We start from the raw sequence: 13,151 nt of genomic DNA on the forward strand, positions 1-13,151 counted from the left end.
GGGACGTACTGACAGTTCGTCTGCCGCGTTCTGTCAGTTCGCTGACAAAGCGGGCTGCCGATTCCATGCCGTGGGCCAGAGCCAGTGCGAGGCCGCTCCGCCGAGAATCCGGGCGACGGCTGCCCTGGCCGGCGGAAGGAGCGACCCTTGGGACGTACACGGCTGTTCGCGTTGTTTGCCCTTCTCACGCTGACCGGGTTCATCACGACGCTCGACAACACGGTCATCAACGTGGCCCTGCCGACGGTGCAGCACGAACTCGGGTTGAGCGTCACGGACTTGGAGTGGGTGGCCAGCAGTTACGTGCTCAGTTTCGGCGCGCTGCTGCTGCCCGGCGGGCGGCTGACCGATCTGTTCGGGCGCCGCTCCGTGCTGACGGTCGGGGTCGTGGTCTTCACGGCGGCGTCGGCGGCCGCGGCCGCCGCGGACAGCGGTGGCACGCTGATCGCGGCCCGTACGGTGCAGGGGGTCGGGGCCGCGCTGGTGATCCCGGCGTCGCTTGCCGTAGTCGCCGCCGATCTGCCCGCGCGACGGCAGTCGATGGCTGTCGGCCTGTGGACGGCGGCACTGGCCGTGGCGCTGGCGCTGGGGCCCGTGGTCGGCGGCTTCGTCACCCAGAAGTGGAGCTGGGGCTGGGTGTTCGCGCTGAACATACCCTTCGGGATCATCGCCCTGCTGCTGGTGCCCGCCGTGCCCGCCAAGGCGAAAGGGCGGCCCGGGGCCGAGCCCCGGCGCGGCGGGCTCGATCTGCCGGGTGTGCTGTTCTCCGTCCTCGCGCTCTATCTGCTGACGTACGGGCTGGTGCGGGGCACAGAGCACGGGTTCGGCACCGCGCCCGTACCGCTGTGCCTGGGTGTTTCAGCCGTCGCCGCCTGCGCGTTCCTCCTCGCGGAGACCCGGACCGGCCGGCCGCTCCTCGAACTCGGGCTGCTGCGCGACCGGTTCCTCACGGGCGGGGTGCTCGCCCAGGTGCTGTGGGGCATCGGCGTGAACGGCGTCTTCTTCTTCACCGCCCTCTACCTCCAGCAGGTGCTCGGCTTCTCCCCGACCAAGGCAGGGCTGGCCTTCCTGCCGCTGGCCGGTGCGCTGCTGCTCTGCACTCCGCTGGCCGAGCGGGCGGCTCGCGTACTGGGCGCCCATGTGTCGATCGCGGCGGGGCTCGGCGTGGTGGCGGCCGGTCTGCTGTACGTCTCGGGGACAGGCGCACACGCCGGCTACTGGGATCTCCAGCCGGGCCTGCTGATGATCGGCGCGGGGTCGGCGCTCACCACTCCGCTGACGGTCCGCTGCCTCGCCCAGGTCCCGGATGCGCGGACGGGGATGGCGACCGGTCTGGTGAGCGCGGCGCGCGAAGTCTCCGGGGTGTTCGGGGTGGTACTGGTCGGCGTCGTCCTCACCCGACGCGAGCGCTCCGAACTCCGGTCGGGCACCGATCCGCGCAGCGCGTTCCTGGAGGGCTACGACCTCGGGCTGCGGCTCGCGGCGTGCTGTGTGCTGGCAGGCGCGTTCGTCACGCTGACGACGCTGCGCCGCCGGGGGCGGCATCGGCGAGTACGGCAACGGTGGGTACGTCCACGCCGGGAGCCGGTGCGCGGCGGAACTCTCCCGGTCGCCGGGACGCTCACGGGGACACCCCGGAGGTGATCACATCGCGAGGAGCCGCCCCGGGCACTTCCTGGTCAGCTGTCCATGTATGATGGACGCCTGTCCAGGACTTCCTGGTTCGACCCCCTCAGAGGAGCCCCCCGTCATGCAAGCGCTCGCAAACGTGTTGGTCGGGCTCGTGGCTGCCCTGCACGCCTACATCCTGGTTCTGGAGATGTTTCTGTGGGAGCGGAAGCCGGGGCGTGGGCTGCACGGTTTCGAGCCGGAGATGGCGCGGGCCACCGCGGCGATGGCCGCCAACCAGGGCCTCTACAACGGGTTTCTCGCGGCGGGCCTCGTGTGGGGGCTGGTCGCCGGGGATCCGACGGGGTTCCGCGCGCAGGTGTTCTTCCTGGTGTGCGTGATCGTCGCGGGTGTCTATGGAGCTGTGACCGCGAACCGCCGCATCCTGTTCGCGCAGGCACTGCCCGGCACCCTCGCCCTGATCGCCGTCCTCGTCGCCCGGTGACCCCCGCCTCCGACCCCCGGGCCGAACGCACCCGGGCCAAGCTGCGCCGCACGCTCCTCGACGAGTGCGCGCGGCGCCCGCTGTCGGAGGTCACCGTCGCGGCCCTGGTGCGTGGGGCCGGAGTCGGGCGGGCCACGTTCTATCTGCACTACGCCGACCTGGAGGCACTCGCGGTCGACGCCTGCGCCGATGTCGTACGCGACGCCGTGGACGCCCTGCACGCCTGGCGCGGCCGGCCCGACCCTAGGACCGCGCCGCCCGCGCTGCTGGCGTTCTTCGAGGGCCTGCCCCCGCATGCTCCGCTCTACCGCGCCCTGTTGAGCCCGGGCGGCGGGGGCCCGCTGGGCCGCGTACTGCATCACGATCTGCGTGCCCGCAGCCAGGCCGAGCGCGAACTCGTGGGTGCGCCCGAGGCACCGCTCATCGCATCCGCCGTGGCCGCGACGTTCGCCGGAGTCCTCGCCGACTGGCTGCATGGACTCATCGAGGCCACCCCGGAGGAGATCGCACACCGGGTGTGGCGCCTGCTCGTCACCCTGAACCTCAGCCAGTAGGGCCCGCGCCGTTCACCGCCGGCGCCGGTACGGCGGAAGGGGCGCCCCATCGCGGGGCGCCCCCTGCGAAGCCGGATGCCGACGTCAGGCGAAGGTCATCACCGGCTTGATCGCCTTGCCGGCGCCCATGTCCTGTACGGCCTGCCCGATGTCCTCGAAGGCGTACTTGCTGATCAGCCGCTCCAGCGGCAGGCGGCCCTCGCGGACCAGCTTGACCAGGGCGGGTATCGCGGTCTGGGTCTCGTGGTCGCCGAGCGTCAGACCCACCACACGCTTGCCGCCGAGCATTCCGTTGACGTCCAGGGCGACCTCCGAGCCGAACGGCGGGGCGCCGACGATGACCGCCGTGCCGCGCGCGGCGAGTGCGTCCACGCCCTTGCGCAGGACGGCGACGCTGCCGGTGGTCTCCACGACCCCGTCCGCCCCGGCGCCGTCCGTGATCACCTGGATCGCCTCCAGGATGTCCCCGTCACCGGCGTTCACGGTGTGCGTGGCGCCCAACTCGCGGGCCAGTTCCAGCCGTTCGGCCACCAAGTCGACGGCGATCACCGTGGTCGCGGGTGTCATGGCGGCGGCCATCACCGCGGACAGACCGACCGCGCCGGCCCCAAGGATCACCAGCGTGTCTCCGGTCCGGGGCGCAAGGACGTTCCATACGGCGCCCACGCCGGTCTGCACGCCGCAGCCCAGCGGTGCGATGGTCTCCAGCGGTACGTCCCGGTCGACCTTGACGAGGCTGCGCTGGTCCACCAACGCCCGCTCGGCGAACGAGGACTGGCCGAAGAAGTGGCCGCCGAGCGGCTCGCCGTCGCGGCTGATGGTGCTGGTGCCGTCGGGCCGGCGCCCGCCGAGCAGGTTCAGCGGCAGCCAGGTGGCGCAGTAGGCCGGGTGTCCGTCACGGCAGTTCTTGCAGCCGCCGCAGGACGTGAAGGACATCAGTACGTGGTCGCCGGGCTCGATGCCGGTGACGTCCGAGCCGACGGCCTCGACGACGCCCGCGCCCTCGTGCCCGAGGACTCCGGGCAGCGGGAAGGGCAGACCGCCGCCGGCCACACCGAGGTCGGTGTGGCACAGACCGGCGGCGACCATCCGGACGAGCGCCTCGTTCGGGCGCGGTTCGTCGAGCTCGACGGTGGACAGCGTGAACGGCGCTCCCCCGGACTCGACCACGGCTGCACGAGTGGTGGACATACTCAACTCCTTACGATGACGAGAAGCGGGAGCGCTCAGTCGAGCGAGATGACGACGGACTTGACCTTGGTGTACGCGGCGAGCGCCTCGGGCCCGTACTCCCGGCCGAAGCCGGAGGCCTTGACCCCGCCGAAGGGGACGTTGGGGTCGAGCATCGCCCACTCGTTGACCCAGACGATGCCGGCCTCGAGACGGTCGGCGACCCGGTGTGCGCGGGCGAGGTTGCTGGTCTGGAGGCCCGAAGCCAGCCCGTACGGCGTGGAGTTGGCCATCTCGACGGCCTCGTCCTCGGAGTCGAAGGGCTGCACGGTGAGGACCGGGCCGAAGATCTCCTCCTGGACGACACGGGAGTCGTTGGCGAGGTCGGCGATGACCGTGGGCTTGTAGTAGAAGCCGCCGTTCAGGTCGAGGCGCTCACCGCCGCAGACGATGCGGGCGCCCTCCTTGCGGGCCAGTTCGACGTACTCCTCGACCTTCTTCAGGTGCTTCTCCCCCGCCATCGGGCCGATGACGGTCTCGGGCTGCCGGGGGTCGCCGATGGGCACGCCGGGCACGGCGTCGGCGAGGATGCCGACCACGGTGTCGTACAGCGGGCGGGCCACCAGCAGGCGCGGGCCGCCCATGCAGAACTGCCCCGTGTTGAAGACGAAGCCCTTGATGACGGCGCCGATGGCCTTCTCGACGTCGGCGTCCTCGAAGACGATGTGGGCCGCGTTGCCGCCGAGCTCCATCGTGACCGGCTTGAGGGCCTCACCGGCGACGCTCGCCGCGTGCCGGCCGACCGCGGTGGAACCGGTGAAGGCCACCTTGTCGATGCCGGGGTTGCGCAGCAGCGCCTCACCGGCGACCGGGCCGCTGCCGGTGACGACGTTGTAGACGCCGTCCGGCACGCCGGCCTTCTTCAGCAGACCGGCCATGTAGAGGGCGCTGAGCGGGGTCTCGTCGGCGGGCTTGTGCACCACCGTGTTGCCGGCCGCGAGCGCCGGGGCGATCTTCGAACCGGCAAGGATCAGCGGGAAGTTGAAGGGCGTGATCGCGGCGACCACCCCGAGCGGACCGCGCCGGGTGTAGGCGTGGGCGTTGAGCGGGGTGTCCCGGGTCGCGCCGTCCAGGGTCCAGGCGAGGGAGCCGTAGTACTCGTAGTCGTTGGCCGCGTTCGTCACATCGACGGCATGGCACAGCGAGATCGGCTTGCCGACGTCGAGGCTCTCCAGGTTCGCGATCTCGTCCGCGTTCTCCCGGATCAGCTCGGCGACCCGGTGCAGCACACGACCCCGCTCACGGCCGCTCAGCTTGGCCCAGCCGCTGTTCTCGAAGGCGTCGCGTGCGGCCCGTACGGCCGCGTCGACGTCGGAGGCCTCGGCCTCCGCGACCGTCGTGACCACCCGGCCCGTCGACGGGTCGATCACATCCGTACGCGCCCCGCCGGACGCCTCCCGCCAGTGGCCGCCGATGAACAGCTGCCCGGGCTCGTTCTCGAAGGTGGTCATGGCCACTCCCCAGCCTTGTTCGCCAAGATTTCAATCAACAGGATTCCTGTTGGTTCGCAGTCTCATTACAGACAGGTTTCCTGTCAATGCCTTACGCTGACCCCATGGTCGGCACCAAGGCATCCACCAAGGCACCTCCGTCGCTCCTGTACATGATCAAGCAGGTGGAACTCGTGGTGCGCTCCCATCTGGACGAGCTGCTGCGACCTGCGGGTATCACCGCGTTGCAGTACACCTCGCTCACCGTCCTGGAGCGGCACGACGGTCTGTCCGCGGCGCAGCTCGCGCGCGACTCGTTCGTCACCGCACAGTCCGTGGCCGATGTGGTCCGGGCCCTGGAGAACCGCGGCCTGGTACGCCGCGAGCGCAACCCCCGCAACCGCCGGGAACTCCTCATCCTTCTCACCGAGTCTGGCCGCGATCTGCTCGCCCGGCACGCCGAACCCGTGAGAGAACTCGAGGAGCGCATGGTCCGCGATCTCACCGCGCACCAGACCGACCAGTTCCGGCTGACACTGTCGAAGGCGTGGCAGGCGCTGTCGTAGCGGCGCGGCCGATCCGGCGAGGCGGCACGGCCGTACGGAAGTGGGCCGGTAACCGTTGGCCATCGAACCCCGCAAATCCAAGACATATGTCAATCGAACATGCTGGAATCACGCCATCAGGGTCGAATTCCAGAGAGTGCTCAGGGTGCTCCAGGGCGGGGAACGGTGAGGTGATGTCCGCATGCGCAACGGAACCGAGACCCTCACCCCGCATCTGCACGTCCACCGGGACCGCGGGTACACCGTGCTGGAGTTCCACGGCGAGATCGACATCATCGCGGCGCTGGAGACCGTCCCGTTCCTGGACGCGGCGACGGGGCGTCCAGGAGCGCAGGTCGTGCTCGATCTGCGGCACATCGAGTTCTTCGACTGCTCGGGACTGCGCTTACTCCACCGGGCCCGGCTCCGGGTCCTGGACCGCGGCGGGCGGCTGCGGCTGGTCTGCACCCATCCGCTGACCCTGCGCATCCTCCAGGTGACCGGGCTCGCGGCGCACCTGCCCGCGCTGTCGACCCTGGAAGAGGCACTGGAGCAGCCCGACGCCACCTCCGGCTCCGTATGACCTGCCACTGACCCGCCCCGGAGGCGCGCGGGCCCCGGAGGCCACCCGGGGGCTACTTCACGATCTTGGTTACCTGACCGGCGCCGACGGTCCTACCGCCCTCACGGATGGCGAACTTCAGCCCCTCCTCCATGGCGACAGGCTGGATCAGCTCGACGTTCATGGTGGTGTTGTCGCCGGGCATGACCATCTCGGTGCCCTGCGGCAGGGTCACCACACCGGTCACATCCGTCGTGCGGAAGTAGAACTGCGGACGGTAGTTGTTGAAGAACGGCGTGTGCCTTCCTCCCTCGTCCTTGGACAGGATGTACGACCGCGCCTCGAACTCGGTGTGCGGAGTCACCGAGCCCGGCTTGATGATGACCTGGCCGCGCTCCACGTCCTCGCGCTTCACACCGCGCAGCAGCAGGCCGCAGTTCTCCCCTGCCCGGCCCTCGTCGAGGAGCTTGCGGAACATCTCGATGCCGGTGACCGTGGTGGTGGTCTTCTCCGGCTTGATGCCGATGATGTCGACGGTCTCGTTGACCTTGAGGACGCCGCGCTCGATACGGCCGGTGACGACCGTACCGCGGCCCGTGATGGTGAAGACGTCCTCGATCGGCATCAGGAACGGCTGGTCGATGTCGCGTACCGGCTCGGGGATGAACTCGTCGACGGCCCTGAGGAGTTCGAGGACCGACTGGCCCCACCGCTCGTCGCCCTCGAGGGCCTTGAGCGCGGAGACGCGGACGACCGGGACGTCGTCGCCCGGGAACTCGTACTCGGTGAGCAGCTCGCGCACCTCCAGTTCGACGAGTTCGAGGATCTCCTCGTCGTCCACCATGTCGGCCTTGTTCAGGGCGACGACGATGTACGGCACGCCGACCTGACGCGCGAGCAGGACGTGCTCCTTGGTCTGCGGCATCGGGCCGTCCGTGGCGGCGACGACGAGGATCGCCCCGTCCATCTGCGCCGCGCCCGTGATCATGTTCTTGATGTAGTCCGCGTGACCCGGGCAGTCGACGTGCGCGTAGTGCCGGTTCTCCGTCTGGTATTCGACATGCGCGATAGAGATCGTGATGCCGCGCTGACGTTCCTCGGGCGCCTTGTCGATCTGTTCGAACGGCGTGTACGGGTTCAGGTCGGGGAACCTGTCGTGCAGCACCTTCGTCACGGCTGCCGTAAGGGTCGTCTTACCGTGGTCGATATGACCGATGGTCCCAATGTTCACATGCGGTTTGGTCCGCTCGAACTTCGCCTTGGACACTGCAGGCCCTCCTGATCACCTGGGTGACGCCGAGCGCGCTTGGCTTGGTCCTGTCGCCGTGTTTCTCAGTGTTGTGCGGTCCTGTTTGCTATGCGGTCCTGTTTTCAGAGTACGCGGGTAGGGCGGGCCGCACCGAGCGGCGGCTGCGGGGATCGCACCAGGGCCCCGGTCACCAGCTCACCGGCAGTCGCAGCGGGCTGCGGGTCATCTGGCCCTCTCGCCAGGTGATCGTTTCCGTGGTGAAGGCGGCGGTCAGCCGGGGGAAGCGGGCGGCGAGGTGGTGCAGGGCGAGTTCGAGTTCGAGGCGGGCGAGCCATGCGCCGAGGCAGTGGTGAGGGCCCGCGCCGAAAGCCACGCTGGGGGTCGGGAGCGGGGCCGAGAGGTCCGGCATGCCCGGCGGGTAGACCTGGGGGTCGCGGTTGGCGACGTTCGTCTGGAGGGCGACCACGCTGCCGGCCGGGATCGTCACTCCGCCGACCTCCGCGTCCTCGACGGCCCGCCGGATCAGTCCGGGCAGGACGCGTCCCTCGGAGAGCGGAACGGTGCGCAGGAGCTGTTCCGCCGCGGTGGCCGCCGCCTCCTCGTCTTTCGCGAGGCCCAGCCAGTCGGCGCGGCCGTCGGTGAGGAGATAGACGACCGCGTTGCCGAGGGCGGTCATGGTCGTCTCGTGTCCGGCGACGACCAACCCGCAGACCAGGGAAGTCAGTTGCAGGTCGTCGACACCGGGGGTCGCATCCCCGGCCGCCACCAGCTCGCTGACCAGGTCCTCCCCCGGCGCGGCCCGCCGCTCGGCGATGAGCTGCGCGGAGAACGCGCCGAACTCCAGTAGCGCGCGCTCGACTTCCTCCGCGGTGTGCGCGCCGCCGGACAGCGCGTGGTCCGCCCAGTGGCGTATGCGCTCGCTGTCCAGGTGCTCGAGGCCCATGAGGCGGCAGATCACCGACACGGGCAGCGGCCGGGTGAACCCCTCGACGATGTCGGCGGGTTGGGGCTGCTCGGCGAACCGGTCGAGCAGCGTGGTGACCGTACCGGCCACCCAGGGCCGCCAGCGCGCGATCGCCCGCGGGGTGAACGCCCGCTGCACGGTCCGGCGCAGCCGCTGATGGCCAGGACCGTCCTGGTTGAGCAGCCCGTTCGGGCTGTCGAGCAGGTTCGGCACGACGAGCAGGCGTGGCGGATCGTCGCCGTACAGGGAACTGCGGTTGAAACGCGGGTCCATGAGCACCTGGCGTACGTCGGCATGCCTGCTGACGAGCCAGACGGGTGTGCCGGTGGCGAGCGTGCTGCGACGGGGCGGCCCGGCCTCCGGTAGGGGCATGCGGTGCATGGGGACGAGGGGCCGGGAGGTGCTGTGTGAGGTCATCCGGGTCTCCTGGCGCGCCGGTGGGAGACCGTCCACGCTAGTGCGCCGTGAATGCCCCGTCTCGGTCGCATTCGGCCAAGGGAGCGGTCCACGCCCCGTAAGGGGCGCGGGGCTGTGACCTGTGCGGCTCCGCCGCGGGCGCGACCAGCCACGACGCACCCGCGGCTTCGAACCGCACTTCCAGCGGAGCGCTCGGTGCGCCGTCAATGCGCCCGTCTCGGTCGCATTGAGCCAAGGAAGCGGTCCGGCAATGGACTTGATGGGTATTCAACAAGCGGGAAGGAGGTCGTTCGACATGACGACGTCCCTGAAGCGCATGCCCGGATGGGCAAAGCTACTGAGCGCGGTACTCCTGGTACTGGTGGTGCTCTTCGCCGGGCTGCGGCTGAGTCTGCTGCCCGGCCTGGGCGATGTGTTCCGCGAGGACACCCACGACCGGTCGGGGCCCACGCTCCTCAAGTCGATCCAGGACATCAGCCGTTACGACGCCGCCTCCGGCAACTTCCAGGTGGTGGTGGATCTGGAGAAGGACGCCCGTTTCCTGCCCGACGCGCTCCGCGGCACCCGCACCCTGTACGTGGGCGCCGGCACCGTGGACGCCTATGTGGACCTCGGAAAGGTCGGCGAGAACGACGTGACGGTCAACGAGGACCGCACGTCCGCCACGCTCAAACTCCCACACGCCGCGCTGGGCAAGCCCGCCCTCGACCCCGACCATTCGTACGCCGTGTCCAAGCAGCGCGGTCTCCTCGACCGGCTCGGCGACATCTTCTCGGACAACCCGAATGACGAACGCGCCGTGCAGCGGCTCGCCGCCCGGCACATCGGTGACGCGGCGAAGGACAGCCGGCTCACCGCCCGCGCCGAGGAGAACACCACCGGCATGCTCAAGGGGCTGTTGAGCTCCCTGGGCTTCAAGGAGGTGAACGTGACCTACGGGGCGTGAGCCCGCCGCCCCCGAACCCGTCCCCGAACGGTGCCCCGTGCCGTCCTCAACCGGTATGGATGCCAGGCAGGCCAGGCCGCCCAGCAGCGCCGCGCCCGCGAGCAGCCAGGCCACGTAGTCCCCGATGTGGCCGGACTGCAGGCGGCGCAGCGGTCCGGCCCACGCCTCGCCCGGCAGCCAGGTCCGCCGGGTGACGGCGAGCCCGGCGAGGCCCACGGCCAGCAGGGTCGAGGTCAGGCCGAGCAGCACTCCGGCCGGGGCCCAGTGGGGCGAGGCGAACGCTGCCGCGGCGCCCGCTTCGTAAACCGCGTGGTCCACGACGGTGGCGAAGCCCGGCGCCACGCCGGCGGCGAGCAAGGCGGCGGGGACGGTCGTCATGGTGTCCGGTACGCGCCTGAGCCGCCGCCGGGTCTCGGGCGGCTCGCCGGCGCCGGTCGTCTCGTACGAGGCGTGTTCCTCGGGTTGCGGACCGAGCCCGAGGAACACGCGCGCGGCGCCCCGCAGCACCGCGCTCGCGGTCACCGTCGGCACGGCCACGTACAGCAAGAGCACTGCGACGCCGCGCAGTTCCCTGGCGCCCCGTGCAGCGCGTACTCGTCGACGCTGCCGTACCGGCCCAGGACGATGCCCGCGCAGGCGAAGAGGGCGGCCTTCACTCCGGCGTGGCCGAGGATGTAGAGCGCGACTCCGCCGTCGGACGCCGGGGTGAGGATTCCGACGCCGGTGAGGAACAGCCCTATGTGGGCGACCGTCGAGTAGGCGAGCAGGCGTTAGAAGTGCCGCTGGTACCAGCGCATCACCGCACCGAGCACGCCCGTCAGCACGCCCAGCACCAGCAGGACGCGTTGCAGGTCCGCCGCCGGGATGCCTCCCGGGCCCGCGAAAACGTCTCCGTACACCCGCCAGACCCCGAACACGCCGAGCTCGACCATCACACCGGACAGCAGCGTGCACACCGGGGTCGGCGTCCGGCGGCGGCGCGCGACGCGTTTGTGCCCGCAGTGCCCCGGCATCTCGGAGGGAAACAGCGCCAAAACGGTGCCTTGGCAGCGCGGAGGCAGGCGCGCGGGGCTGGTTCGGACCGGCCGGTCGGCATCGTCGAACGATTCGGGGGTAACTGTCTTTATTGAAGCGTCACTTGAACGCTGGAGGGTTGCATGGCCAGTGCCCCGAAGTCACGTTCGAGCACCCCCAAATCAGGCTCAAGCGCCCCGAAGTCCCGCTCAAGCACCGCCAAAGCTCGCCCAAGCGTCGCGAAGTTCCGCTCCCGTACGGCGAAGTCGGGCACCAAGCCGACGCCCGCATCGAGCGGCCGACGCCCCCTGCCACTGCTCGTACGCCTGCTGGTGCTGGTGGTCGCCGTCACCGCCATGGTGGCGTTCGCCGCCGCACTGGCCCGGATCACACTCCAGCCCTCGCCCGCCTCCGAGGCGCTGACGCACAGCAACCTGCACCCCGGCCGCTCCCTGCGGGCCTACCTGGACCAGCCCGAACTCCGCGACGCCGCCAAGCAGATCGGCGGCAACCTCCTCCTCGGCGTCCCCTTCGGGATCCTGCTGCCCGTGGTACTCCCCCGGGCCCGCGGAATCCTGCGGGTGATCGCGCTGACCGCGGCGGTGATGCTGCTCGTCGAGCTGGTGCAGGGGGCGCTGGTCACCGGGCGCGCCTTCGACGTCGACGACGTACTGCTCAACATCACCGGGGCGATGGTCGGTTACCTGCTCCTCGGCAGGCGAATGGGCCGGGCCGTGCACCCGCGCAAGCCCAAGGGCCCGGCCTGAACCGTGTCGGGTTCGCTCGCCTCGCGACGGCTAGACCAGCGCCTTCGCGAGGAGGGCGGCGGTCTCGGCGACGAGTGGCTCGTCCATCGGAGTGCCGGGTTCGGCGTCGGGCTTCGTGGACAGGACGGCGAGCACAACCGGTGTCCCGTCCGGTGTCCAGGCGATGCCCACGTCGTTGGTGGTGCCGTACTTGCCGGTGCCCGTCTTGTCGCCGAGCGCCCAGTCCTCGGGCAGTCCTGCGCGGAATCGGTTGGTGCTGGTGGTGTTGGCGAGCAGCCACGCGGTCAGCTGCCGCCGGTCCCGGGGAGTGAGGGCGTCTCCGAGGGCGAGCTTCGCGTATGTGCGGCCGATGGCGGCCGGGCTCGAGGTGTCCGTCACGCGCCAAGGTTCGGCCGAGTTGAGCTCGGGCTCCCAGCGGTCGAGCCGGGTCGCCCTGTCCTCGATCGAGCGGCAGAAGCGCGTGATGACCGTGGGGCCGCCGAGTTCGCGGAGCAGGAGGTTCGCGGCGGTGTTGTCGCTGTAGGCGATGGCGGCCTCACAGAGCTCGGCGACGGTCATGCCGTTCGCGAGATTCTCCTCCGTTCCGGTGACCGGGGCGCCGCCCGCGTCCTCGACGTCCTGCTCGGTGTACCTGATGCGCAGGGCGAGGAACTCGCCGTGCCGATCGAGGTCCCTGAGGACGGCGGCGGCAGCGAGCGTCTTGAACGCCGAGCACATCGGAAAGGACTCGTCCGCGCGGTACAGCACGCTCCGGCCGGTCATGGTGTTGCACCCGAACACCCCGAGCCGGGCGGAATGCTCCCGCTCGAGCTGGTTCAGCGCCTGCGAGATGTCGTCGCCCGCCGCGCCCGGCGTGGCCGCGTGGGCCCGCCCGCTCGCGGACACGGCGGCGGCGAGGGCCGTACCGGCCCCGAGGGCGAGCGCCGCGCGACGGCTGGGGCGTACTGCTAAGAACTCCACGTTCGCTGTCTCCTCGAACCGATGATCAGTGTTCGCAGAGACAGACTCCCCGTGGGCTCCCGGCGGTTCCCACCGCAGCGTCCAACCGCACCTACGACCGAGCCCTCAGCGGCGCGTCCACGTGTGCTTGTCGCCACCCACCCAGCGGACAACCTCCGGGTCGTCGGCGTCGTGCACCGGGATGCCGTACGCCGCGGCGGCGACCAGGACGTCGGTGAAGGACTTGGCCTCACCGATGACGGCGCCGTCGATCTCCACGATGCGGAAGGGTGGGTTCCCGGGCTGGACGCCCAGCACCATGATCCGCGGGTGCGAAATGTAGGGGCTTGAGATTTCAGTCATGATCCCACCGGTTCCACACGCGTGCCGCCGGTAAGCCTGCCGTGGCGGCGATGTCAGT

The 13,151-nt window shown here is 70.4% G+C and carries 13 protein-coding genes and 1 pseudogene; 7 read left to right on the forward strand and 7 right to left on the reverse strand.

Annotated features, from left to right (window positions below):
• The first annotated feature begins 147 nt into the window (after positions 1-147).
• From ABD357_RS43675 to ABD357_RS43685, 3 genes are all read left to right on the forward strand, one after another.
• Positions 148-1,644 (forward strand): MFS transporter, encoded by a 1,497-nt coding sequence (locus ABD357_RS43675; protein ID WP_344397332.1) that lies wholly within the window; start codon positions 148-150, stop codon positions 1,642-1,644.
• Positions 1,645-1,750: 106 nt separating this feature from the next.
• A complete protein-coding gene (locus ABD357_RS43680; RefSeq protein ID WP_344397333.1) occupies positions 1,751-2,113 on the forward strand; it encodes a DUF1304 domain-containing protein in 363 nt (120 codons plus the stop codon).
• Positions 2,110-2,667, forward strand: a complete 558-nt coding sequence (locus ABD357_RS43685) for a TetR/AcrR family transcriptional regulator (protein ID WP_344397334.1) — start codon at positions 2,110-2,112, stop codon at positions 2,665-2,667. Before ABD357_RS43680 ends, ABD357_RS43685 begins: the two co-directional genes overlap by 4 nt.
• An 84-nt stretch (positions 2,668-2,751) precedes the next feature.
• Here the strand turns inward: ABD357_RS43685 and ABD357_RS43690 are convergent, their stop codons facing one another.
• Together ABD357_RS43690 and ABD357_RS43695 are read right to left on the reverse strand one after the other, a co-directional pair.
• Positions 2,752-3,858, reverse strand: coding sequence for an NAD(P)-dependent alcohol dehydrogenase (locus ABD357_RS43690; protein ID WP_344397336.1), 1,107 nt, complete (start codon positions 3,856-3,858; stop codon positions 2,752-2,754).
• Between the two features lie 35 nt (positions 3,859-3,893).
• Positions 3,894-5,348, reverse strand: a complete 1,455-nt coding sequence (locus ABD357_RS43695) for an aldehyde dehydrogenase family protein (protein WP_344397338.1) — start codon at positions 5,346-5,348, stop codon at positions 3,894-3,896.
• A gap of 104 nt (positions 5,349-5,452) precedes the next feature.
• Here ABD357_RS43695 and ABD357_RS43700 point away from each other — a divergent pair, with 104 nt between their 5' ends.
• Both ABD357_RS43700 and ABD357_RS43705 read left to right on the forward strand, forming a co-directional pair.
• Positions 5,453-5,893, forward strand: a complete 441-nt coding sequence (locus tag ABD357_RS43700; RefSeq protein WP_344397340.1) for a MarR family winged helix-turn-helix transcriptional regulator — start codon at positions 5,453-5,455, stop codon at positions 5,891-5,893.
• A gap of 181 nt (positions 5,894-6,074) precedes the next feature.
• Positions 6,075-6,455, forward strand: a complete 381-nt coding sequence (locus tag ABD357_RS43705) for an anti-sigma factor antagonist (RefSeq protein ID WP_344397342.1) — start codon at positions 6,075-6,077, stop codon at positions 6,453-6,455.
• 52 nt (positions 6,456-6,507) lie between these two features.
• On the opposite strand, the gene tuf is transcribed toward ABD357_RS43705, so the two are convergent.
• Both tuf and ABD357_RS43715 read right to left on the reverse strand, forming a co-directional pair.
• The gene (tuf, locus tag ABD357_RS43710; RefSeq protein ID WP_328773376.1) at positions 6,508-7,701 is read right to left on the reverse strand and encodes an elongation factor Tu; all 1,194 of its coding nucleotides are present in this window, start codon (positions 7,699-7,701) and stop codon (positions 6,508-6,510) included.
• A gap of 169 nt (positions 7,702-7,870) precedes the next feature.
• The gene (locus ABD357_RS43715; protein ID WP_344397345.1) at positions 7,871-9,064 is read right to left on the reverse strand and encodes a cytochrome P450; all 1,194 of its coding nucleotides are present in this window, start codon (positions 9,062-9,064) and stop codon (positions 7,871-7,873) included.
• Positions 9,065-9,359: 295 nt separating this feature from the next.
• On the opposite strand from ABD357_RS43715, the gene ABD357_RS43720 reads away from it, so the two are divergent.
• Entirely contained in the window at positions 9,360-10,010 is a 651-nt protein-coding gene (locus tag ABD357_RS43720) for a DUF4230 domain-containing protein (protein ID WP_344397640.1), read from the forward strand.
• 69 nt (positions 10,011-10,079) lie between these two features.
• Here the strand turns inward: ABD357_RS43720 and ABD357_RS43725 are convergent.
• Positions 10,080-10,975 (reverse strand): annotated as a pseudogene (locus ABD357_RS43725) (proton-conducting transporter transmembrane domain-containing protein); the annotation flags it as partial.
• A gap of 192 nt (positions 10,976-11,167) precedes the next feature.
• On the opposite strand from ABD357_RS43725, the gene ABD357_RS43730 reads away from it, so the two are divergent.
• Entirely contained in the window at positions 11,168-11,791 is a 624-nt protein-coding gene (locus ABD357_RS43730; protein WP_344397347.1) for a VanZ family protein, read from the forward strand.
• Between the two features lie 30 nt (positions 11,792-11,821).
• On the opposite strand, the gene bla is transcribed toward ABD357_RS43730, so the two are convergent.
• Together bla and ABD357_RS43740 are read right to left on the reverse strand one after the other, a co-directional pair.
• On the reverse strand, positions 11,822-12,751 hold the full coding sequence (gene bla, locus ABD357_RS43735) for a class A beta-lactamase (RefSeq protein WP_344397349.1): 930 nt from the start codon (positions 12,749-12,751) through the stop codon (positions 11,822-11,824).
• Positions 12,752-12,856: 105 nt separating this feature from the next.
• Positions 12,857-13,093 carry a hypothetical protein gene (locus ABD357_RS43740; RefSeq protein ID WP_344397351.1) on the reverse strand — a complete coding sequence of 79 codons (237 nt, stop codon included), beginning with the start codon at positions 13,091-13,093 and terminating at the stop codon, positions 12,857-12,859.
• Positions 13,094-13,151: the final 58 nt, after the last annotated feature.

This window comes from Streptomyces vastus (assembly GCF_039532825.1).
GTDB classification, from domain to species: domain Bacteria; phylum Actinomycetota; class Actinomycetes; order Streptomycetales; family Streptomycetaceae; genus Streptomyces; species Streptomyces vastus.